Origin of the sequence: Mesorhizobium sp. M0968 (assembly GCF_040319065.1) — a bacterium.
Classification (GTDB): Bacteria; Pseudomonadota; Alphaproteobacteria; order Rhizobiales; family Rhizobiaceae; genus Mesorhizobium.
The window spans coordinates 221,085-242,717 of sequence record NZ_JAMYNL010000005.1; the positions used below are offsets into that span (position 1 = coordinate 221,085).

A 21,633-nucleotide genomic window follows, 5' to 3' on the forward strand; every position below is an offset into this window, starting at 1 on the left:
CGGCCTTTGGGGGCCGCAACCGCTCGGGGCTCAGGTTCACGAAATTTTTTCACCACCTCGGAATTTCAGCCGAACCGTCGAAATCGGTGCAAAAACTAGGCGTTACAAACCTGATGACGAAGCCCGCCCGCCGACCAGGCCGTCCCGCCTTCAGGCCGACAGCAACGATGAAGCGCACCGTCGAGCAAATGGTTGCCTGTGGCGACAGCCATGACACAATCGCGCGTGCGATCGGCATCCAGGACAACACTCTCCGCGCTCATTTCGCCGACGAGTTGAAGAACGGATACGCCAAGAAGCGCCGTGAGATCCTGAAGCTGATGTACGACGGCGCCAAGAAGGGCAACGCCACACTGATCAAGCGGCTCGAGGAGATGACGAGGATCTCCGGCGCTGCGGCCGACTTCGAGACGCGGCAGGAACAAGCCGGCGCAGCGCCGCAACAGCTATCTGCCCGGGTCGCTAAGCCCGGCAAGAAGGAGACCCAGCGCGAGGAGGCGTTTACGGCCGGCACCAACTCCGAATGGGGCGAGGATCTCGCACCGATCCCGGGCACGAAACCGAACTAATGAAGTGGTCAACTGCGCGCCCCGACTGGGAGGCGCGCATCGTCGCGGGCGAGAGCCTGCTGCCCGATGGCCTGCCGATCAACAGAGAGCGCGCCGATAAGGCGCTGCGCATCTTCAAGCGGTTGAAGGTCGTCGATATCCCGGGGAAGCCGACGCTCGGCGAATGCTCGCCGGAATGGATCTTCGACCTGGTCTGGGCGGTGTTCGGGTGTTTCGATCCCGTGGCAAGACGCCAGCTCGTCCGGGAAATCTTCGTGCTGATCTCGAAGAAGAACGGGAAATCGACGATCGCCGCCGGCATCATGCTGACAGCGCTCATCCTGAACGAGCGCGCGATGGGCGAGTTTCTCATCCTCGCGCCGACGAAAGACGTGGCCGACAACAGCTTCGAGCCCGCCTATGGAATGGTGACGGAGGACAACGCGCTCTACAAGCGGTTCAAACCGTCGACCACGACGCGAGAGATCATCAACCGCCTCGATGATTCGATCCTTGCGGTTAAATCAGCTGATGCCGATGTTGTCGGCGGTCAGAAGGCGACCGTGGTCTTCATCGATGAGCTCTGGCTCTTCGGCAAGAAGGCGTCGGCGGCCAACATATTGTCGGAGGCGACGGGGTCTCAGGCTTCCCGAAACGAAGGTTTCGTCATCTACGCGACGACACAGAGCGACGAGCCACCGACAGGCGTGTTCTTGCAGAAACTGCGCTATTTCCGCGGTGTTCGCGACGGCACGATCGACGATCCCACTTCGCTTGCTCTCATTTATGAGTATCCGGAGGAGATGAAGAAGGCGCAGCCTTGGCGCGACCCGAAGACCTGGTACATACCGAACCCAAGCCTTGGCAAATCAGTCGACGAATTATGGCTCTCGACCAAGCTGAAGCAGGCGGAGATCGAGAGCACCGAGACGCTCAGTCTTTTCGTCTCCAAGCATTTCAACATCGAGGCCGGTCTCGGCCTGAAGGACGCAAACTGGGCGGGTGCTCAGTTCTGGCCAGCGGCGACGAACAAGCGATTGACGCTCCAGGAGGTCATTCGGCGGTCTGATGTGATCGTGATTGGCATCGACGGCGGTGGCCTCGACGACCTTCTCGGCCTCGCCGTGATGGGCAGATGCAAGATAACCCGCAAGAATCTGTTGTGGTCACATGCCTGGGCTCATGAAATCGTCAAGAAGCGGCGCACCGAGATCGCTACCCGCCTCGACCAATTCGCGGATCTGAAGCAGCTGACGTTCGTCAAGCTGCCCGGCGACGACGTCTACCAGCTCGCCGACATTGTGATGGAGGTCGAAGCCTCCGGACTGCTCGCGGCCGAGAATGCGATCGGCGTCGACTCCTTCGGCGTCGCCGCCATCACCAAGGCGCTGACAAGCGAAGAACGTGGCATCGCCAAGGAGCGGATCGTCGGCATCTCGCAAGGCTGGAAGCTCAACGGCGCCATCAAGGACATGGAACGAGATCTCGCCGGCGGGCAACTGGTCCATTCCGGCCTCGAGCTCATGGATTTCGCGGTCGGTAACGCCAAGATCGTTCCGCGGGGCAACGCGATCTCGATCGACAAGCAGGTCAGCGGGTCCGCGAAGATTGATCCGCTGATGGCTGGGCTGCACGCGCAAGTCCTGATGGGGTTGAACCCGATCGCCTCCGGCGCCTCTGGCTGGGACACCGACGATCTGGACGCGCTCGAGGCGAAGATCGAAGCCGAGGTTGCCCGAGCCGAAGCGAACGCGTTGGCGGAAGCCAGGGCCGACGCAGTTTCCCACGTTTACTGACCGCTGGAGCAGCAGATGCGTTTTGTCTCGGCCGCCGCGCGCGGTGCTGGCCGCGGTGTAGCCGTGGCGATCGCCGCGGTTCCGACACTGCTGCGTGATCTCGTCGGCATCGCTGGTGCGGGATCGATCGTCTATGGCATCTGGCAGATTTACGTCCCAGCCGCCTACATCGCCGGCGGCATCATGCTGACTGGTGCCGCTCTGCTGCTCGCTCGCCGCGCGTCTCCCGTACGAGGTGATGCTTGATGCGCGGCCTTTTCGGCGCGCTCGCCGGCGGAGAGCGAAAGGACCAGGGAGGAAGTCGATACGGTCTGGTCGACGAGATGTGGGCAGATTTCTTCGGTGGCCTCCGGTCGTCGAAATCCGGCGTCTCGGTAAACTGGAAGTCCTCGCTGTCGAACACGACCGTCTTGGCGTGCTGCCGAGTTCGCGCCGACGGTCACGCCACAGTGCCATGGAAGCTTTATCAGCGAACGGAAACCACCAAAAACGGGCGTATGGTCGTGGGGCGCCGCGAGGCCCGCGACCATCCACTCTACGATCTGCTGGCGACCGCACCGAACGAATGGATGACGAGCCTGGAATTCCGGGAAACGCAGAGTTTCCATGTCGATCTCGCCGGCCGCTCATACGCCTTCAAGAATATCGTGCGGGGCGAGATCGTCGAAATGATCCTGCTCGATCCCAACCGCGTTACCAAGCGCGTGAATTCAGACTACTCCCGTGTTTATACGCTCTATGGTCTCGACGGCACCACGGAAACCGTCTCCGGGGACAAGATCTGGGAGGTGAAGGGGCCATCCTGGGATACGATTGACGGCCTGGACGTCGTCCGTCTTGCCGCCGAAGCGATTGGTCTCGCGCTCGCGACCGAAGAAAGTCACGCCGCCTTCCACCGGAACGGCGTCCGGCCGAGCGGTATGCTTTCGGTCGAAGGGGCGATGAACGAGGCCGGGCTGATACGGCTCGCGGCATGGGTCCGTCGTAACTTCGGCGGCGCCAACAACACCGGCCGGCTGATGGTCGTCGATCGGAACGCCAACTTTGTTCCGATGCAGATGACTGGCGTCGACAGCCAGCACATCGAGACCAGGAAATTCCAGGTCGAGCGAATCTGCGAAGTGCTTCGCACGATGCCGATCATGATCGGATTCTCCGGCGACAAGAACGCCACGTTCGCGTCTGCCGAGCAGATGTTCAATGCGCATCTCACACATACGGTGCGTCCGATTCATCGTCGGTTCGGCGGCTCTGGCGATCTGCATCTCCTATCAAAGGATGAGCGGAAAAAGGGCTTCTACACCGGCTTCGTCGACGGGGATTTCATCAGTCCGGTCCTGAAAGACAAGGGCGAATACAACAAGATCGCGCTCGGCGGCGGCGGCAACCCTGGCTGGCTGACCCCGAATGAGGTCCGCGCCTTTGACGAGCTTCCGCCCGTCGACGGAGGCGACAACCTCTACGTCGGCATCAACACGGCACCAATCGGACCTGACGGTCGCCCACGGACGCCAGACCCCAAGCCGGGCGCACCGGCTCCCACTGGAGAATGAATATGGAGCATTTCACCTCCGATCTCTGCGAGGTCAAATTCGCCAATGGCGCCCAGGACGGCACATTCTCCGGCTACGGTTCCATCTTTGGGAACGTCGACAGCCATGGAGACGTCATCGAGAAAGGCGCCTTCAAGGAGTCCCTGCGAGCATGGGAAGCCAAGGGCAAGCTGCCACCGATGCTGCTGCAGCACGGCGGTTTTTTCGGCCCCGTCGACGACATGCTGCCGATTGGCAAATGGAAGTCCATGGAGGAAAACTCCAAGGGGCTGAAGGTCGAGGGCCAGCTCTTCGCGCTCGGCACCGATCGTGGCCAGCTGATCTATGAGGGCATGAAGGCGGGCTCGCTGGACGGCCTCTCCATCGGCTACCGCGCTAAGAAATATACAGTCGGCACGAAGCCGACCGATCCGTCACGGACGCTGCACGAAATTGACCTCGTCGAGCTCAGTGTCGTTACCTTCCCATCAAATGACAAGGCGACCGTTGGCGCGGTGAAGTCTGCCCAGATCGACGCTTTGAACACCCTTTCGGACTTCGAGGACTTCTTGCGCGAGGCAGGCGGACCGCGATGGACGAAGAACACGGCCCGCGATTTCGTCGGCCGTCTGACCAAGATCGCACGGCGAGAGGCTGGGGGCGATCTGGACGTAACTGGCTTGCTGGAAGGACTTCGGTCCACGCGCAAGCTGATTTCCCCCAACCAAGCATAAGGAGGGCACAATGCCCGAACTGAAGGACGTGCTGGAAGATGTCCAGCGCGAGGTGAAGAAGTTTGGCGACGACGTCGGCACACTGAAGACCTCGATGGAAAAGGACCTTAAGGCGGTCCGCGAGCTGGCCGAAAAGGCCGGCAGTGACGCCGCTGCGGGTACCCAGCTCAAGAAAGACCTTGAGAATCTCAGCCGCGGCGTCGAAGAGAAGCACACCGCGATCGAAGCCAAGGTCAAGGAGATGATGGAGAAGGCCCAGAAAGAGGCCGACGCCATCATCGCGATCGAAAAGAAGCTTGGCCGTCCTGGCGCCGGCATCGGCGAGCAGGACAATCTCCTGAAGCACGCGATCGACTTCAAACGCGTCGCCATGTCTCGCCGTGGCGAGCTGAAGACCAACACCGTTCTCAGCCCCGAGAGCGTCAATCTCGACGAGTACAAGGCCTACCAGGCCGCGTTCGCGATGTCGCTGCGCCGCGAAATCAACCAGCTGTCGCCCGACGAGCAGAAGGCGATGATGGTCGGAAGCGACCCCGACGGCGGATCTCTGGTTCCGACGCAGACGTCGGCCAGAATCATCACCAAGGTCTATGAAACCAGTCCGCTCGACGAGCTCGCCTACCACGAGAACGTTTCGACCGACGCTCTCGAAATCGCGGTCGACACCGACGAGGCTGGCGCCGGCTGGGTTGGCGAGACCGAAGCCAGGCCGGAGACCAGCACTCCCCAGGTCGGCGTTCAGCGCATTCCAGTGCACGAAATCTACGCCAAGCCGAAAGCGACCCAACAGCTGCTCGAAGACGCCGGCATCGACGTCGAGGCCTGGCTGGCTGGCAAGGTCGGGGAGAAGTTCGCTCGCATGCGCGCCCTCGCCTTCATCTCGGGCAATGGCATCAAGAAGCCTCGTGGCATCCTCACCTATCCTTCGGGTGCTGCCGGCGTTCGCGGTACCATTTTGCAGGTGGCCTCGGGAAATGCGACCCTCCTCACCGCGGATGGCCTGGTCACCATGACCTTTTCCATCAAGGATAAGTATCTCGCGAATGCCAATTGGCTGATGAAGCGCGGCACGGTCGGTTCCGTGATGCTCTTCAAGGACCTCAACGGGCAGTACATGTGGCGTCCCGGCCTCGAAGCCGGCAAGCCTTCGGTGCTGCTCGGCTACAACGTCCGCCGGGCTGACGACATGCCCACCGTTGGTGCCGGCGCATTGCCGGTGGCCTTCGGCGACTTCCGTGCCGGTTACACCGTGGTAGATCGCCTCGGCATCCGGGTCTTGCGCGACCCCTACTCCTCGAAGCCGTTCGTCGAATTCTACACGCGCCAGCGTGTCGGCGGCGACGTCGTCGATTTCGAGGCATACGCGCTGCAGGTCGTCAGCGCCTGATCTTCTGATTGATCCATCCGAGGCGCGGCGATGACCGCGCCTCGCCATCTCAACATCGGATCCGGATCGCGCCATGCGCGCCGGCAAACCAGAACAGGAGGTTCCCGTGCGGGACATCATCTCTCACATCGACCCGAAGCGCGGCATTTCGCCGGCTGCCGCGGTCGCCGACAACACTGCGATTGTTTCGCAGATCAATAACCGACTTGGCGCCGAATCGGTCGCGTTCCTACTGCTGATGGGTGCCATCGCCGACGTCGATGCCACCTTTACGTTCCTGATGGAGCATGGCGATGCCGCCAATCTGTCCGACGCCGTCGCGGTTCCGGACGACATGCTGAACGGCACCGAATTGCTGGCTACACCGCTGTTTTCCAGTGACGATAAGGTGTTCAAGATCGGCTATACGGGCGGCAAGCAGTATCAGCGCGTCACCCTGACGCCCGCCGCCAATACCGGCAACATCTTCGCCGCCGGCGCCTGGATCAACGGCATGCTCAACCTGACTCCGGCGGCCAATCCGCCGGCATAACTCATCGATCTTGAGGGGTTTGAATGAACCGGCCGGCGCCTCGGCGCCGGCTCCCGCAGCACCGTACAGAAGGATCGACCGCCATGGACGGCAAGGTCATCAAGGCATTCCCGTTTGCATTTGACGGGATCAATGTGCAGCACTTGGCTGTTGGACAGCCATTCCCCCCGGAGGGCCAGATCGTCACCGATGGCGCATTCAATGGTCTGGTCGACGCCGGCTACATCGAAGCCGGTAAAACGCAGACGTTGCCACCCGAGGAAGCGCTGAACCGCAGCATCATCGAGGCAATGGATCGTCGCCTCGCCGCGGCTTCCGACCAGGACCTCAAGGATATCATTGCCCGCTCCGGCACGCCGTATAGTGGCAACTTGGTGCACGCGCGTCTCGTCTTCGCGGCCAAGCAGCAGATGCTTGCCGAGATGGAAGGTGCTGCTCCGGTCATGGGTATCAATCCCAACGCCGGGGTCACCGAGCAGCCGCTTTCGAAGCCTGGCGAGGCGACGCCGCCATCAGCTGCTGCTGCGGTGGAACAACAGCAGGCCGTTAAAGAAGCGGCAGCGGTCGCCGCGGGCGAGAACAAGGCGACCAATCAGTTCGGGGATCCCCTGCCATCCCGACAGGCTCCGTCTGGCGAAGGAGCCAAGGCCGACGATCTCGACAGCATGACCAGGGCCGAGCTCGAGAAGGTAGCAGCCGATCGCGGCGTCGACATCAGCGCCGCCAAAACGAAGGCCGATATCATCGAGGCGATCAACGCCGGCAAGTCGGCCTGATATAAGATACCCGGAGCGGCCGCATGCGTTCAGTTTTCACCGTGGTAACGCCTGCGGCCGACCCTTCCTTGCTGACGATCGAGCAGCTGCGCGCTGCCGCAGGTCTCCTCCCCGGCGACGCCAGCCGCGATACAGAACTGACCGATCTCGGTGCCCGCGTCTCCGCCGATATCGCGACGGCGTGTCAGATCCGTGGTGACGGCGTCCATGTTCCCACGTTACGCAGCGAAGGGGTCCTCGAGGTTTTCAGGCAGCGCGGCTGCGATGACCTCTTATTTCTTGCTCGACGCTTCATCTCTGATTTGACGCTGGTCACCGAGGCCGGCACGGCACTCGTCGACACTGACACCATCCTCGACGCTGAGTCCGGGCTGCTCTACAGGATCTCAGGCACTTGCGAGTTCCCGTGGCGTCGAGGCGACGCAGTCATCGAGTATACCGCTGGGTTTGAAACTGTGCCCGCCGACCTCGTCGGCGCGGCAATGGACCTGGCGCGGCTACGATTGTCCTCAGCGGCAACAGATCCGCTCGAGAAGGGACGGCAGGTCGAAATCCCTGACGTGGAAACGGTCCGCATCGACCGATGGGTCGGAGCTGTACCCGGCACTTCATCTGGTCCCGTTCCGGATGATATTGCGGCCAAGCTTGCCCGCTATATCAATGTGAGCATCGCCTGATGGTCGATTTCACCGACGCCCCGGCGGGGATGATTGCCAGGCTGGACGACGCCTTGGCGAGGCGCGGCCAGGACGTGAAGCTTCGGAAGACCAATACCGCGGTAGGCCAGGTCACCGTCCGAGCAAAGGTCCGGTTCTACAAGCCTGATGAGATCGCCGGCATCATCACGGCCGGGGACAGCAAGATCATCCTTTCGCCAACCGGCCTTGACGCCTTCGGCGTTCCGCCGGCGAACGGTTTCGTCGTGGTCGACGGCAGTCCGCGCCGCATCATCGTCCCCAACCCCATCATGTCAGGCGGCGTGCTGGTCAGGATTGAACTGCAGGTGCGTGGCTGATGGCCAGGCTCCAGTCGATAGCGGAGATGTTCCGCGTCGCCCTGCAAGGAACGCTTGCAGAAACGCATCGCGTCCTGGTCGCCACGGCGAAGCGTGAGCATGCCAAGATCATGACCGCTGATCCGGTTCCGAGCTCGTTCGTGCGCATCGTCGATGGCGCGATGGGCGCTCCGGAAGAATCGGTAAAGCCGACGGGCGTCATCGTCTACCGATACCCTCGTGTCGAGCAGGTCGTTCAATTCGCGATGGAAACGCTCTTCGATCTCTCGCCCGTGCTGTCCGGCGAGTATCGCAACAGCCATATGCTCTTCATCAATGGTGTCCCCTACCCGAACCTCAAGGGCTGGCGTCCTGGCCTCGAGATCTCGATCACCAATCCTGTACCGTACGCGCGCAAGATCGAGGTCGGGAAAATGAAGATGCGGGTACCAGGCACCGATCTTGTCTATCAGCGGGCGCGTCGCAAGATCATGGCCCGATACGGCAATATGGTGGATGTCAAATTCACCTACCGTGCGATCGTCGGTGGGTACAACATCAACCAGGAACTGACTGCGACACGCCGTCGCGCCGCAACTGGAAATATCGAGCGACGCCTGAGGCCAGGCGCACATAATAGATCGGATGTCCGGTTTCCTGTCCTCGTGATCACCGAGCGCTGACGATGCCAGACTATCCCGGCGCAAAAGTCGCGATCCAGCAGCGGCTCACAGCGAACTGGACCACCACGCCCGTGGTGATGCAGAACAAGGATAAACCGGAAGGCTGGACCGCGGCCTGGCCCCCCGTCGATGCCGATGCGGTGTTGCTGCCCTGGACCCTTCTTGAAATCCTTAGTACCGGGTCTGAGATCGCCGGCTCCGGCAAGAGGGGCAACCACCTCTGGCACTACTTCGGCAACATTCTTGTCCATGTTTTCGTTCCGGTTGGCGAAGGGCAAGAACGCGCTGATCAATACGCCAACCAGATTGGCGAGATCTTCCGGGCAGCTGAGTTCTACAACGGAACACCCGGGTACTGCGTCCGGACACTGGCCCCGTCAGTAGACGATGGCGGCACCTCGGACGACGACGGCGACTGGTTCCGCGTGACGATGTCCGTCGACTTCACCTACTGGCACCGCGGCTAAGGCCGATCCCGTCAACATCTCTGAAACCGAAGGAGGCCTCCCGTGGGCTATTCAGAAAATTGGAATGCTTACGTCGCCTACAAGGCCCAGAGCGGCAAGGGCGTCCAGGCATCGGGCGCCGGCGCGCTTATCCTGCCCCAGGCCGGCGGCCAGGGTGGACGCCTCACCAAGGCAGCGATCGAGGATCCGATTATCCGTCGTGACGCCATGCAGATCAGGGGCCGTCACGGTTCCCAGAAGACAGCCGGTACATATAGCGGCACCATCGCTATCGGTGCCTCCGATCCGATCCTTGCCGCTATCATGAGGACCGGTTACTCGGCCGCTGACCTCGCCATCACGCAGGCGACGATGACGAGCGTTACCACCGGCGCCAACACCATCGTGGCTGCCGCCGGCTCCTGGATCACGCAAGGGCTGCGCGTTGGTGACGTCATCAGGGCGGCCGGCTTGCCCGATGCCGCTAACAACGGCAAGAACTTTCGTATCACTGGCCTGACCGCGCTCACCATCACGGTGGCTGAGACGCTCGTCGTCAACGCCGTCGCCGACAACGCCTTCACAATCACCCGTCCAGGCCGGGTTCTCACCAATCCCGGCGCAGGCGGGCTAGTGAAGACGTATTTCACCATCGAGGAACACGAATACGACATCGACGGCTCGGAGATCTTCACCGATTGTGTCTGGTCGCGTCTCCGCATCGCAATGTCGCCCGACGGCGTATTGACTACGGAACTCGGATGGACAGGCACCGGCCAGTTTGAGACCAAGGAAGGCGTTGACGCACCGTTCTTCACCGCCCCAGCAGACCCTTCTGCTCTGTCCTTGGCCGCGGTGGAATCCGTTCTCCGGGTCGGAACGACCGACATTCTCGACCTCACATCGTTCGATCTGACAATCGACCTCCAGGCGAGCGCACCATCCGTTACCGGTCCGAGCAAGTACGCACCTGACGTGTTCCTTGGGACACAGATGCTGACGCTGAACCTGACGGCGATGAGAAAAGACCTCCTCGACGTTGCGGACTTCATCGCGGAGAACCAGCTGTCGCTGCACCTTCTCGCGTCCGAGCATGAGAACGCGCCGGCGGACTTCATGTCGCTGGCGATTCCAAACTTCACCTACGGCGGGATCGACAAGTCCGCGTTGTCGAAGCAGGGCGGAGCGCGCACCGTTACCCGCTCCGTCCCTTCATCGCTGATTGGTATCGACAGCCGCGGCGGCGCCTTCGATGCCACTCAGATCAAGTTGCAGGTTTCCAACGCAACCTAAAAGGAGGTTTCCATGCAGTCCAAAGAACAGGCGGTCCGCGACGCGGCAGTGGCGCTCCATACCGCAATCCTCGCCGCTCGCGAGACTGGGCTAAGCGTCCAGTGGCCGCATCGCGCCGAGGACCTGCCGGCGATCGCGGTCAGCGAGACGAAGAAGGCGGCGGTGACGGTCGTGGTGAACACCTCCGAAGCGGTATCGGCTGATGTGACCGCAAAGGCTGGCGTCGCAGCCCAGAAGGCGGCTGACAAGGTGGTCGACAAGGCTGCTGCTCCCAGCTGACCAGAGATCCCGGCCGTCACCGGGTCGACATTGCACGTGCAACGGCGGCGGGATGCCGGTCCCGCCGTCACCCTTTCCGGCAAAGGAAAAAATCGTGAAAACCGACATCGAAACTGGCGACATCGCCGACATCACGTCATTCGTCCCGACCGAAAACACTGTCCTGCCAATCCTCACCCAAGATGGCAGGCCGACCGGCTGGAAATGGACACTTTGTGCCCCCGGTAACCCCAAGGCAGTTGCCTTTGCCGATGACCAGGCGCGCCGCAATCTGCACAAGCAAAAGCTGATCGAGCAGGCCCAGGTCAACGGCAAGAAATATCAATCCGAAGAAAACACGCCGGAACAGGCTCGGCGCGAGAACGTCGGCTGGATCATCGCCCGTGTCATCGACTTCACGCCCGTCAAGCTGTTCGGCGAGGTCTATACCTTCTCCGACAAGACGGCCGAGGACTTGCTGATCAAGCCCGAGCTTGGTTTCGTTCTCACCCAGGTCAGCGAGGCGCTCAACGCCGACAAGCTTTTTACCAAAACCTCCGCGAAGCCCTGATCGAGCACGCGGAGCGGCGTTTTTCGCTAGATGCCCCTGACGAAGATGGCGTCTCGCATCGGAAGCGGATCAGCGGCTTGCTGGATCGAGCACGCAAGCCGGAAAAGATCGCTGAATACGAAGCCGAGCTCGAGCTCCCGCCGTTTCCACTCCCATTGCGGTACATATGGAACATCTACTGGCGGCTTCGGCGGCGAAAAGCGCCAACGATGGCCGGTGCCGCACCGATCGAATGGCCAGATATCGACGCCTTTACGCGGCAGACGAACCGTCGGCTCGATTCCTGGGAAATCGAGATCATTGAAGATGTGGACGACCTTTACCTGTCGGCCAAGCCTCCGGAAGACAACCAATAGGCAGAGGTGCGCGAGACCGTGGCTGTAGCAGAGAAGGTCGTCGTCACTGAGCTGACGATCGACGCCCGTGGCGCCGAAGCGGGTTCCGCAACATATCGTGGCGCCATGGCGTCGGCGCAAGCAGCTGTCGACCGGTATATCGATCGCCAGCGCGCCATGGATCTCGCGACCAGCAACGGCAACGTCGTTATGCTGAACGCGGCGGGCTCTATCGGAACGACGGCGAAGGCGTGGGACCGGCTGAAGGCCTCGATCGATCCGGCGTTCAGCGCGACCCAGAAGGTTGAGCAGGCGACGATGCTTGCCGATCGCGCCATGAAGCTGCTCGGCGTCGATGCCGCCGAGGTCTCGAAGGTGATGTCGGCGGTCACCTTGCAGCATGATGCCGCGGCCGCCGCGGCGAGGCGCCAGGCCGACGAATATCTGCGGCTGGCGGCAGCCGGCCGGGCAGGCTTGGCCGCCGACCAGGCGCAAAGGCAGGTCAATACCGTGTTGGGTGTTCGCGACATCTCGCCTGGTGCAGCTCGATCGTCCGCTTCGGTGTTTGATGCCGAATTGTCTCGCATGGAGGCCACGGCCGGCCTTCGGGCCCAGCAGATCGGCCAGAACTTCGGTGCCGACCTCGACAGGAGCCTGGTGGCGGGAACGTTGAAGTCGGCACGAGATGCGGCTTCCGTTTTCAACGCGGAGCTCGATCGCATCGACCAGATCGCGCAATTGCGCGCTCAGCAGATCGGATCGAATTTTGCCGCTGATCTAAACGCTCGTATGGGCATCGGCCGGCCCGTCAATTCGGCGCGCGATTCCGCAGAAGCCTTCGCGGGGATGCCCGGCGGGCGCAACCGTCTGTCTTCCGGCCAATGGCAAAACCTGTCCTTCCAGGGCAACGACGTGATTACCATGGCGTTGCTAGGGGCGCCGCTGTCCCAGATCGCGGCCTCGCAGGGTGGACAGGTATTCCAGCTTCTGCAACAGGGCGAAGGTGGTATCGGCGGATCACTAAAGGCCATCAAGAGCGAAGCCACCTCCGCCGCTGGCGCAGTGGCTAGCTTCATGGGGCCGCTCGGTCTTGTGGCGGGTGGGTTCGTGGCGGTCGGCTTGGCCGCCGGCGCGTTTTACTCATTGGTTCGCGAGCGAGCCTTGAGCGTTGAGGAGGTCCTAAAAAGCCACAAGGTAATCATCGACGAAATCGCCGCCGCCTATCCACATGCGGCAGAAGCTGCCAAGGCTTACGAAGATCAAGCCAAGCTCCTCCCGCAGTCGGTTGTGACGGCCGATGCCTTTAAGCAGGCTGAGAACGAGCAGAAGTCCCTTATCGAAGGACTGAGCAACATTCGCCGGCAGATGACGATCGCTACGACGACTGGTCCACAAGACCCGGCGAATGCTGATTTCGCGAGGCTCGGGCAGGCTGGCACGGCTGCTTTCGCCAAGCTAGCGGCTGAAATCCAAGCCGGTCAGATCGGCGCCACCGATGTGCAGAAGCGCCTTGGTGAACTGCGGGTCGACCCCGCGCTGTCGAAGCAAGCCCACGAATTTGCTGACCAACTCCAGGCTGCGGCAAATAAAGCAGCGGAGCTCGAGGAGAAGCTGCGCGGCACTGGCGCCGCGGTCTCAACGATCCAGGGTGTCACCGTCGGCCGCGGCGACGAGGGTGACAATCTCACCAGGTATCTCGCCGGCAACGTCGCACGTCTACGCCAACTCACTTCGGATCGAGATGTGGCCTTTCGCCAGCTTTATGCCCGCTCTCCCGCAGAGCGGGCCGCCGCCGCTCGTGCAGCGGAAGAGGCAAAGCCGGTCGATGGGAACGAGCGTCCCGAAGTGCGCGGTTACCGTGAGGCCACGGCCGCAGCCCTCGCTCTGGCGCAGGCCGAAAAGACCCTCGATGACGCCCAGCAGACTCGCCTCCGATCGCTTGTCCAAACTCTGGCTTCGCAGCAGCTCGACATCAGTCTGGTCGGCGCGACGACGGCTGCTGCGGAGGCGCAGCGGAAGGAGTTCGACCTTCTCGCCCAGGTCCGCGAGGTAGCCGCCCAGAACGGCATCACAAGTGAAGCCGACGTTCTGAAATACTTCGGCGCCGAGATCGAGCAGATCAAGGCTGCCGCGGCGGAATACGGCAAGCTGGCCGCGGTCCAGAAGGCCCGGCAGTCGATATTCGACCAAGGCATCGGCCTCGAAAGTCAGCGCGCCGAGATAGCCCTGATCGGCCAGAGCACTCTCGCCCATGATCGCGCCATGGCCGCCCTCAAAGCCGAACAGGAGATCCGCCGGCTCGGCATCGATCTCTATGGCGAAGAAGCGCTCAAAATCCGTGAGAACGCGGCGGCGCTTGCTGATGCCGCTGAAAAGCGGGCTCACCTGACGCTTGCCGACGACATGGCTTTCAGGATCGCCCAAGCAGTCCGCACCCCCGGTGAACAGGATGTCGCGTCGACCCTGAAGCAGTATGGTATTGCCGTCGACCTGAACTCGGCTGATGCCGCGGTGATCCGTTATGCGCAAAGCGTTGAGAAAATCGCCGAGGCGTGGAAGAGCGTTGCTGATGTCGGCAAGAGCGCGATCGACCAGCTCGTCGACAGCGCCATGGAGGGCTTCACGAACATCGAGGATGTCGCCACCAACATCGCCAAGGACATCGCAAAACAGCTGCTCGAGCTCTCGGTCGCAAATCCTCTGAAGAACGCGGTCTACAACGCCGGTCTTCCCACCATGGACAGCATGGGCGGTATCGGCGGAATCCTCTCCGCCCTGACCGGTGGCGCAATGCCTACTGACAAGAGTGTTGGCGCGATGTCAGTCAGCGCCGGCGTCGTCAACATCACCGGTGCGCTCGGCGTCACCGGCGGTACCGGTGGGCTGGTCGACGCCGTCAAGAGGGTGTTTTCCCCGGCCAACGGCAATTCGGCTGATCCGTGGGCGGGGATGCGCGGCACCACGTTTGCGAGTGCTGGGGTCACCAAGACAGGCATTCCCCTTGCCGAGATATCGGCGCAGGGCCTCACCGCAAAAGTCAACGCGGAATATGCGGAACGCTTCCAAGGTCTGCTGAACGACCTCACCGATCGGGGTTACAAGATCAAGAGCCTCGGTGAAGGCGGCTACAGCTATCGCACGGTCGCGGGCAGCAAGAACCTGTCGAATCACGCCTACGGCAACGCGCTCGACATCAATCCTCGTGAAAACCCATGGAGCTTCAACAAGCGAACCGACCTGCCGGCAGACGTCAATGACCTCGCCAAAAAGAACGGACTGTTCTGGGGCGGGAACTGGAACAAGCCCGACACCATGCACTTCCAAGTCGACAAGAGCGCCGAGACGGCCTCGAAGGCGCTAGACAAGATGACGACCAATGCGACGGAGGCGGGCAGCGGGCTGAACTCACTCGGCAAAGGCATGGGCAATTTCGGCGACCAACTCAGCAACCTGAAATTCCCGAGCGCGCCAGCTGGTGGCGGCGGCATCAGCGGTTTCCTTAGTTCTCTGCTTGGCCTCAGCTCTGCCTTCAGCGGCACGTCCGCCTACAGCTGGATGAGTGCGAACCCGGGCGGGTATATCGGCCTCTACGCCAAAGGAACCGATTATGCGCCTCCAGGATGGGCATGGGTCGGCGAGGACGGTCCGGAGCTGATTCGGATGCGCGGCGGCGAGCAGGTGATGGATCACGGCAGTTCGATGTCCGCAAGCACCGGACTTCGCGACTTGATACGAAATGCAAGAATGGCTCCGCAAAGGCACGGTCGTTCGGAAGATCCCGGTGCTTGGATGGGTGATCCCGGCCGGTACGACAGTGCCCCGCGCGGCGGTCCACCACAAACCCTCATCCAGCTCAAGCACGATACCGTCGTTCATAATTACGGCAACAGCAATGTACGAACCGAAGAGGAAGATGATGGCAAGGGCGGTCGCCGGACCAACGTCATCATCGGTGAGCAGCTTGCAACTGAAATGAACAGGCCGGGCTCGGCCCCCAATCGGGTGCTGAATTCCCGTGGCGCGAGACAGCCCCTCAAGCGGCGATAGGAAGCAATGCTGCCCTCATATCCGCCAGAACTTCCCGCTCCGTTGCGGGAAGGCTACCAGGTCGCGCGTGGCGATGGTCGGACACGCTTGGCCGAAGATGCGGGTCCGCCAAACGTCCGCCGCCGGTTTTCCGCCGTTGCCAGCTCAGTGTCGTTCTCGACGCAGCTGGACCGCTCCCAGCTCGCTCGCTTCGACAGATTCTACGATGAAGAGACGAAGCAAGGGACGCTGCCATTCCTGCTTTCGGATCCCGGAACGGACGGATGGCCACTGCTGAGTGACGACGGTACGCCCCTTTTGACCGATGAAGGGGTGCCGATCCTCATGGCTGAGACTTGGCTCTGCCTTTTCGGGCAGCAGCTACCTGTCGTGGCGGCGATGGACATGATCTGGAAAGTCACCTTCCAGGTCGTGGTGATGCCATGAGGCGGGTCTCCCTCAATGCCCGTCTCGCTCTCGACCAGATTGCGACCGACGAATTGGAGGTCGTTCTGGTGATAATCGAGCATCCACTGCTCGACACGCCGGTGCGGCTTTCATCTGACAATGCTGACAGAATCTCGGTCGAGCCGCTGATTTACGGCACGCGCTCGAGCTGGCGCACCGAGGATGCCTCGCCGTTCCTCTTCATCATGCTGGATGCTCTCGTTCCCGATGACGAGGACGACGCGCCGGCGCAGGCCTCGCTGGTGCTGGAGATCCTCGACAGCGACATCGCCGACGTCCTGACGTCCACTACCGTGCAGGCGACCTGCCACATGGCGATCGTTCTGGCGTCGAGCCCGGATATTGTCGAGGCCGAATGGATCGGCTTGCTGATGACTGGGGCGGACGGCGACGGCGGCCAGGTAAGCCTCAAGTTCTCGATGGAGCCAATAGCTGATGAGCCCTATCCGGCCGATCGCTTGACCAAGGAACGCTTCCCGGGGTTGCACAAATGAACCTGATCGTGGCCCAGGACAATCTTCGTTGGACGCAGGTCTTCATCGGCCTGCCATTCTCCGACAAGGGCCGCGACTGGAGCGGCTGCGATTGCTGGGGCTTCGTGCGCCTCGTGCATGTCGAGCACGCCGGCAACGATCTACCGTCCTACACTGGCCTCGGTGCGGACGAGCGGCGCGAGATCGCCTCAATCATCGCACGCGAAGCGCAATCGCCGCATTGGCTGAAGGTAGATGCCACACCGGCGGCGCTCGACATCATCTGGTTCCGGCGTGGCCGCTTCGATGCTCATTGCGGGATTTACCTGCGGCCTGGGCTGATGCTGCACATGGCGGAACATGACTGCTCAAAGATTGAGCGCTTCGACGGCGGATCGCCGTGGGCCAGCCGAGTGACTGGCATCTATCGTTGGCGAGGTGGCGGATGAACGTCCGCGTCACCGCAGCGCCGATCGCCTTCCAGCCGGACCGCGCCCGCATCGAGATCACGCTGCCGGCCGGCATGACGATCGCTGAAATAGTAGAAATGGTACTGCCTGGCGCGCCTGACTCGGTGCTTGAGCGGACACGTGTCGCTCTGGTCAAGGGAGACGGGATGCAGATCGTCCCGCGTGCGCTCTGGCATCGCGCGCGTCCCAACCCCGGCGTCAACATTGTCATCCGCGTTATCCCGGGCGGCGACGCGCTTCGGTCTGTGCTGCAGGTACTGGTATCCATCGCCTCGATCGCGATCGCCGGCTTCTTCTTCCCAGCCGGCGCCACTCTGTTCGGCTCCGAGCTGCTGGCCAACGTCGCAAAGACGGCCCTGACCGTCGGCCTGACGGCACTCGGCGGGCTGCTGATCAACGCTCTCTTGCCCCTGCCGAAGCCGCCGGGCGAGGAGAAGCCGACCTATGCCATCGCCGGCTGGCAAAACCAGTTCACGCCGGATGCACCGGTGCCGATGGTGATGGGTACCCACCGCTATGCGCCGCCGTTCGGGGCAATGTCATACATCGAGGTGGTTGGCGACTGGCTCTATGACCGCGCCGTCTTCCTGTGCGGTTACGGGCCGGTTGAGATCTCCGGGGAGAAGATCGGCGACACGGTCGTGACCAAGTTCGACGAGATCGAGACAGAGACTCGGCTCGGCTACCCCGACGACGCGCCGCTATCCCTCTATGTTAACCAGGTGATCGAGGAGCGCATCGGTACTGACCTGGAACGCCTGTTGGAGAAAAACGACAGGGGCAAGATCGTCTCCGGAGCTGCGGAAATACCAAAGCCGGTCAGCCGTTTCACGGCCCGCGACACTGCTTGGTCGATCACGATCCTGTCGTTTCCCGCTGGCCTGATCAAGATCGACGAAGAGGGCGAGGAGCATTCCGTTGAAGTTGTATTCAAGCGGCGCTACCGGCCGGCGGGTACCGACCCATGGACCGACTTGCCCGATCTCAAGATCAGCGCCACGAAAAGGGTCGGCTTCTATCGCGCCGATCGCATCGATTATCCCGTCCGCGGCATCTATGAGATCGAATATGAGCGGCTGACAGCCTCGGAACATGAGCCGGGCGGCGGCTCGCAGTTCGTCGAGAATTGCACTTGGGTGGTGCTGCAGAGCTTCCGGCCGGAATACCCGTTCAACTTCCGCAAGCCTGTTGCCATGCAGGCTGTGCGCGTCAAGGCGACGGCCCAGCTCAACGGCACGCTTGACACTTACAATGTGCTCATCAAGCGCATTGCTCCGGATTGGGACGCTGGCACAGAGACCTGGATCGACAGGGTGACAAACAATCCGGCTTCGCTGGCGTTGTATGCATTGCGCGGTCCTGCCCTTTATCGGCCAAAGCCAGATAGTGAGATCGACTTTCCAGCGTTCCATGAGTGGCACGAGTTCTGCACAGCCAAGGGCCTCGCCTACAACCGTATCCACGATTTTGAGGCCAAGTTCGGCGAGGTAATGGCGGCGATCGGCGCCGCCGGCCGCGCTGCGGTCAAATGGGACGGCCGGAAGTGGACTGTCGTCATCGATCGTCCGCGCGACCTGGTCGTCGACCACGTCAACCCGAGGAACTCTTCCGACTTCCGCTGGTCGCCATCCTATTTCGAGCCGCCGCACGCGCTGCGCGTACCATTCATCGACGAGACCAATGACTATCAGCAGGCTGAACGCATCGTGCCGTGGCCCGGTCATGTCGGCGCGATCGACATTACGGAGGAACTGAAACTCCCGGGCAAGACCCATCCGGACGAGATCTGGCGGGAGGCACGCCGCCGGCAGTACGAAATCATGAACCGGGCCGTCTCCTATTCGGCCGTCCAGCAAGGTGCGGCACGGACGGCCACCACCGGCGACCTCGTGGTTGCCTCGCGCGACGTTCTGAAACGCGCCATGCATTCGGCCAGGGTCAAGGCTGTACGCGACGACTATGTCGAGACCGATGGCGTCTTCACAATGGTCGCCGACCAGAGCTACGCGATCCGTTTCCGCCAGTTCGATGTCGACGATACGATCGGCACCAGCGTGGTCCGTACGATTGCGACAGTGCAAGGCGAAAGCTCATCCGTGCGGTTGACCGGCATAGGCGAAAGGCCGGAGCCGGGCGACATCATCCATTTCGGCCCGTCGGCCCTGGACAGCATTCCGCTGATTGTTGCGGGGATCACGCGCGGCAAGAACAATTCGACGGTGTTGTCGATGCTACCGGCGGCGCCGATCATCGACGAGTTGACCGATGCGGAAGTGCCACCGGCCTGGAGCGGCCGCGTCGGCGCCGAGATCGACCAATCTTTGGTTCCTCCGGCAACGCCGAAATTTTCAGGCATTGAAACTGGCAGCACTGGCACCGGTAGCGCCAACGGTTTGAGAGTCATGGTCTCCCCTGGAACGTCGAATGCGGTCGAAGTCGCCGCCTTCAAGCTGCAGACGAGACTTGCGGGCGATCTCGTCTGGCAGCCGCCGCTCACCTGCACGCCGGCCGAGGCCACCTTCGACGTGGCCGGTTATCTCTTCGGCGATGAGGTGGAGCTGCAGGCCTGGGCGGTCAGCATCGCCGGCGTCGACAGCGGCCTGACCCCCATCGTTTCCGTAACCATTGGTGCCGACGACTTCGTGCCGCCCGTCCCAGCCAATTCTCTCCTTTTGCTCGTGCTTTAGAGAAACACCATGGCCGACAGCCAGATCAACACGACCGACACCGTAACCGGTGCAACTGCGCCGATAGCGACGCAGCTTATCGGGGGCAAGCACTACCCCTCGCGAACATCGGTCGACTCGACTGGCGCTCTTGTCGATCCTGCCACGGCTGCCAAACAGGACGCGCAGTCAGCAATCTTGACAGCGATCGCCGGCTATACGGACGGCATCGAGGCCCTGCTTGCCACGATTTCGGGAAAGGACTTCGCAACACAGACCACCTTGGCAGCTCTACTTGCCAAGGTCATCGCGGCTCCGGCCACGGAAGCCACCGCTGCGGCTATCCTTGCCGCTTTGGCTGTTGTGCCGGTGCGCGGCAATGACGGTATCGTCACCTGCTCGGTCGACATCACCCGGCCGGCCGACATCATCCAATACGCAATTGGCGATGCCCTATCAGACAGCACTTCGGCGCCGACGGCCGGCGGCTTTACCTTCGCCAATGCGGTCAGGGCGGCGGGCAAGTCGTGCATTCTGACCGACATCATCATCGCCTCGAGCAGCTCGGCGGCAACGGCCCTCCAGGGCGAGATCTACATCTTCGACACCGCCGTGACGGCGGTGAACGACAACACCGCCTTTGGCGTCACCGATGCCGAGATCAAGACGCTGGTGGCGAAAGTGCCCTTCATCATGGCGGTCGGTGCTAACAACAACCACGTTCACCTCCAGAACCTCGGCATCGGCCTGACGACGGTGGGCAACAGAGACTTCCGCTTCCTGGTGAAGGTGCTGAACACCTACACGCCCATCAGCGGTGAGGTTCTGACCGTACGTGCCAAGTTCGCGCCGGTCGACTGATATGCTGGCCAGCATCCAACGTATGCTGCTGCAGCGACCCAAGAAGGTCCTTGACCCGCTGACGCTGTTTGCGACAGGTGCCGATGGTGCCTGGTACGACCCATCCGACCTGTCGAGCCTGTGGCAGGATACCGCCGCGACCACCCCGGTAGCTGCCGATGGCGACCCCGTGCGGCGCATGAACGACAAGTCAGGTCGTGGTCACAACCTGACCACGGCCTCTCTTGCGGCGAGCCCGCTATATAGGACGGATGGCACCTATCGATGGCTGGAGTTCGACGGCGTCGATGACACCATGTCGTCGGCGCTGACGATTACGCTCTCGCTGCCGAGTTACATCGCTGCCTGCTTTTCCAAGGCAGCCCAAAACTCGACCTCCTTCTTTTCGCTCATAAAGGACGCTTCGAACTTTCATCGTCTCATCAATGTGGCGACCAACAACCGCGTCTCCGCGTCGCTGCGCAGCACTGCCCACCTCACGGCCATATCGCCGACATGCGCCAACAACAATTTTCCCACCGGGGCGACCAAGGTCGCCGATACGCTCTCGATCTCCGGTCTTACCGATTTGAACGTCAACGGCGTAGCGACCGGCACCTCTCCAGTGGCGAACCTGTGGGTTGCCGGTGACACCGTCGCCGGCTGCGGCGTTCAGCTCGGCATCGCGAACGGCATGAACTTTTTCGGCGGGATCATCCTGCTCGGCGATCCTGGCAGCTCCAGGCCGTCGATTAACAGGTATCTCGGCGCCAAGGGCGCGCTGGCCCTCTAGAACCCGAACGGA

Annotated in this window: 23 protein-coding genes; all 23 read left to right on the top strand. The window is 61.9% G+C overall.

Annotated features, from left to right (window positions below; translation table 11 throughout):
* Positions 1–167 precede the first annotated feature (167 nt).
* The 23 genes from NKH67_RS11505 (at position 168) to NKH67_RS11615 (ending at position 21,621) form a co-directional block, all read left to right on the top strand.
* Entirely contained in the window at positions 168–569 is a 402-nt protein-coding gene (locus tag NKH67_RS11505; protein ID WP_353030876.1) for a hypothetical protein, read from the top strand.
* The gene (locus NKH67_RS11510) at positions 569–2,344 is read left to right on the top strand and encodes a terminase large subunit domain-containing protein (protein ID WP_353030878.1); all 1,776 of its coding nucleotides are present in this window, start codon (positions 569–571) and stop codon (positions 2,342–2,344) included. The genes NKH67_RS11505 and NKH67_RS11510 overlap by 1 nt, the downstream gene beginning before the upstream one ends.
* 15 nt (positions 2,345–2,359) lie before the next feature.
* The gene (locus tag NKH67_RS11515) at positions 2,360–2,590 is read left to right on the top strand and encodes a hypothetical protein (protein ID WP_353030880.1); all 231 of its coding nucleotides are present in this window, start codon (positions 2,360–2,362) and stop codon (positions 2,588–2,590) included.
* A 77-nt stretch (positions 2,591–2,667) separates the two neighbouring features.
* On the top strand, positions 2,668–3,897 hold the full coding sequence (locus NKH67_RS11520; protein ID WP_353030979.1) for a phage portal protein: 1,230 nt from the start codon (positions 2,668–2,670) through the stop codon (positions 3,895–3,897).
* Positions 3,898–3,899: 2 nt separating this feature from the next.
* Positions 3,900–4,610, top strand: a complete 711-nt coding sequence (locus tag NKH67_RS11525; RefSeq protein ID WP_353030882.1) for an HK97 family phage prohead protease — start codon at positions 3,900–3,902, stop codon at positions 4,608–4,610.
* Positions 4,611–4,620: 10 nt separating this feature from the next.
* The gene (locus tag NKH67_RS11530) at positions 4,621–5,997 is read left to right on the top strand and encodes a phage major capsid protein (RefSeq protein ID WP_353030884.1); all 1,377 of its coding nucleotides are present in this window, start codon (positions 4,621–4,623) and stop codon (positions 5,995–5,997) included.
* Positions 5,998–6,103: 106 nt separating this feature from the next.
* Complete coding sequence (locus NKH67_RS11535) at positions 6,104–6,529, top strand: hypothetical protein (RefSeq protein ID WP_353030886.1); 426 nt, start codon at positions 6,104–6,106, stop codon at positions 6,527–6,529.
* A gap of 83 nt (positions 6,530–6,612) precedes the next feature.
* Entirely contained in the window at positions 6,613–7,305 is a 693-nt protein-coding gene (locus NKH67_RS11540; RefSeq protein WP_353030888.1) for a hypothetical protein, read from the top strand.
* A 23-nt stretch (positions 7,306–7,328) separates the two neighbouring features.
* The gene (locus NKH67_RS11545) at positions 7,329–7,982 is read left to right on the top strand and encodes a hypothetical protein (RefSeq protein ID WP_353030890.1); all 654 of its coding nucleotides are present in this window, start codon (positions 7,329–7,331) and stop codon (positions 7,980–7,982) included.
* On the top strand, positions 7,982–8,320 hold the full coding sequence (locus tag NKH67_RS11550) for a hypothetical protein (RefSeq protein WP_353030892.1): 339 nt from the start codon (positions 7,982–7,984) through the stop codon (positions 8,318–8,320). Before NKH67_RS11545 ends, NKH67_RS11550 begins: the two co-directional genes overlap by 1 nt.
* A gap of 26 nt (positions 8,321–8,346) precedes the next feature.
* Positions 8,347–8,982 (top strand): hypothetical protein, encoded by a 636-nt coding sequence (locus NKH67_RS11555; RefSeq protein WP_353030894.1) that lies wholly within the window; start codon positions 8,347–8,349, stop codon positions 8,980–8,982.
* A gap of 2 nt (positions 8,983–8,984) precedes the next feature.
* Positions 8,985–9,449 (top strand): hypothetical protein, encoded by a 465-nt coding sequence (locus NKH67_RS11560; RefSeq protein ID WP_353030896.1) that lies wholly within the window; start codon positions 8,985–8,987, stop codon positions 9,447–9,449.
* Positions 9,450–9,491: 42 nt separating this feature from the next.
* Positions 9,492–10,721, top strand: coding sequence for a phage tail tube protein (locus NKH67_RS11565; RefSeq protein ID WP_353030898.1), 1,230 nt, complete (start codon positions 9,492–9,494; stop codon positions 10,719–10,721).
* A gap of 12 nt (positions 10,722–10,733) precedes the next feature.
* Positions 10,734–11,000, top strand: coding sequence for a hypothetical protein (locus tag NKH67_RS11570; RefSeq protein ID WP_353030900.1), 267 nt, complete (start codon positions 10,734–10,736; stop codon positions 10,998–11,000).
* A 94-nt stretch (positions 11,001–11,094) separates the two neighbouring features.
* Positions 11,095–11,550 carry a hypothetical protein gene (locus tag NKH67_RS11575; protein ID WP_353030902.1) on the top strand — a complete coding sequence of 152 codons (456 nt, stop codon included), beginning with the start codon at positions 11,095–11,097 and terminating at the stop codon, positions 11,548–11,550.
* A 77-nt stretch (positions 11,551–11,627) separates the two neighbouring features.
* Positions 11,628–11,906 (top strand): phage tail assembly chaperone, encoded by a 279-nt coding sequence (locus NKH67_RS34150; protein ID WP_502893742.1) that lies wholly within the window; start codon positions 11,628–11,630, stop codon positions 11,904–11,906.
* Between the two features lie 18 nt (positions 11,907–11,924).
* A complete protein-coding gene (locus tag NKH67_RS11585) occupies positions 11,925–15,932 on the top strand; it encodes a M15 family metallopeptidase (RefSeq protein ID WP_353030906.1) in 4,008 nt (1,335 codons plus the stop codon).
* An 87-nt stretch (positions 15,933–16,019) separates the two neighbouring features.
* On the top strand, positions 16,020–16,358 hold the full coding sequence (locus NKH67_RS11590) for a hypothetical protein (protein WP_353030908.1): 339 nt from the start codon (positions 16,020–16,022) through the stop codon (positions 16,356–16,358).
* Entirely contained in the window at positions 16,355–16,873 is a 519-nt protein-coding gene (locus NKH67_RS11595; RefSeq protein WP_353030910.1) for a hypothetical protein, read from the top strand. The genes NKH67_RS11590 and NKH67_RS11595 overlap by 4 nt, the downstream gene beginning before the upstream one ends.
* Positions 16,870–17,301: an NlpC/P60 family protein gene (locus NKH67_RS11600; RefSeq protein ID WP_353030912.1), complete on the top strand. Its 432-nt coding sequence runs from the start codon at positions 16,870–16,872 to the stop codon at positions 17,299–17,301. The genes NKH67_RS11595 and NKH67_RS11600 overlap by 4 nt, the downstream gene beginning before the upstream one ends.
* Positions 17,298–20,009, top strand: coding sequence for a TipJ family phage tail tip protein (gene gpJ, locus NKH67_RS11605; RefSeq protein ID WP_353030914.1), 2,712 nt, complete (start codon positions 17,298–17,300; stop codon positions 20,007–20,009). Before NKH67_RS11600 ends, gpJ begins: the two co-directional genes overlap by 4 nt.
* 9 nt (positions 20,010–20,018) lie before the next feature.
* Complete coding sequence (locus NKH67_RS11610; RefSeq protein ID WP_353030916.1) at positions 20,019–20,849, top strand: hypothetical protein; 831 nt, start codon at positions 20,019–20,021, stop codon at positions 20,847–20,849.
* A gap of 22 nt (positions 20,850–20,871) precedes the next feature.
* Entirely contained in the window at positions 20,872–21,621 is a 750-nt protein-coding gene (locus tag NKH67_RS11615) for a hypothetical protein (protein ID WP_353030918.1), read from the top strand.
* Positions 21,622–21,633 lie beyond the last annotated feature (12 nt).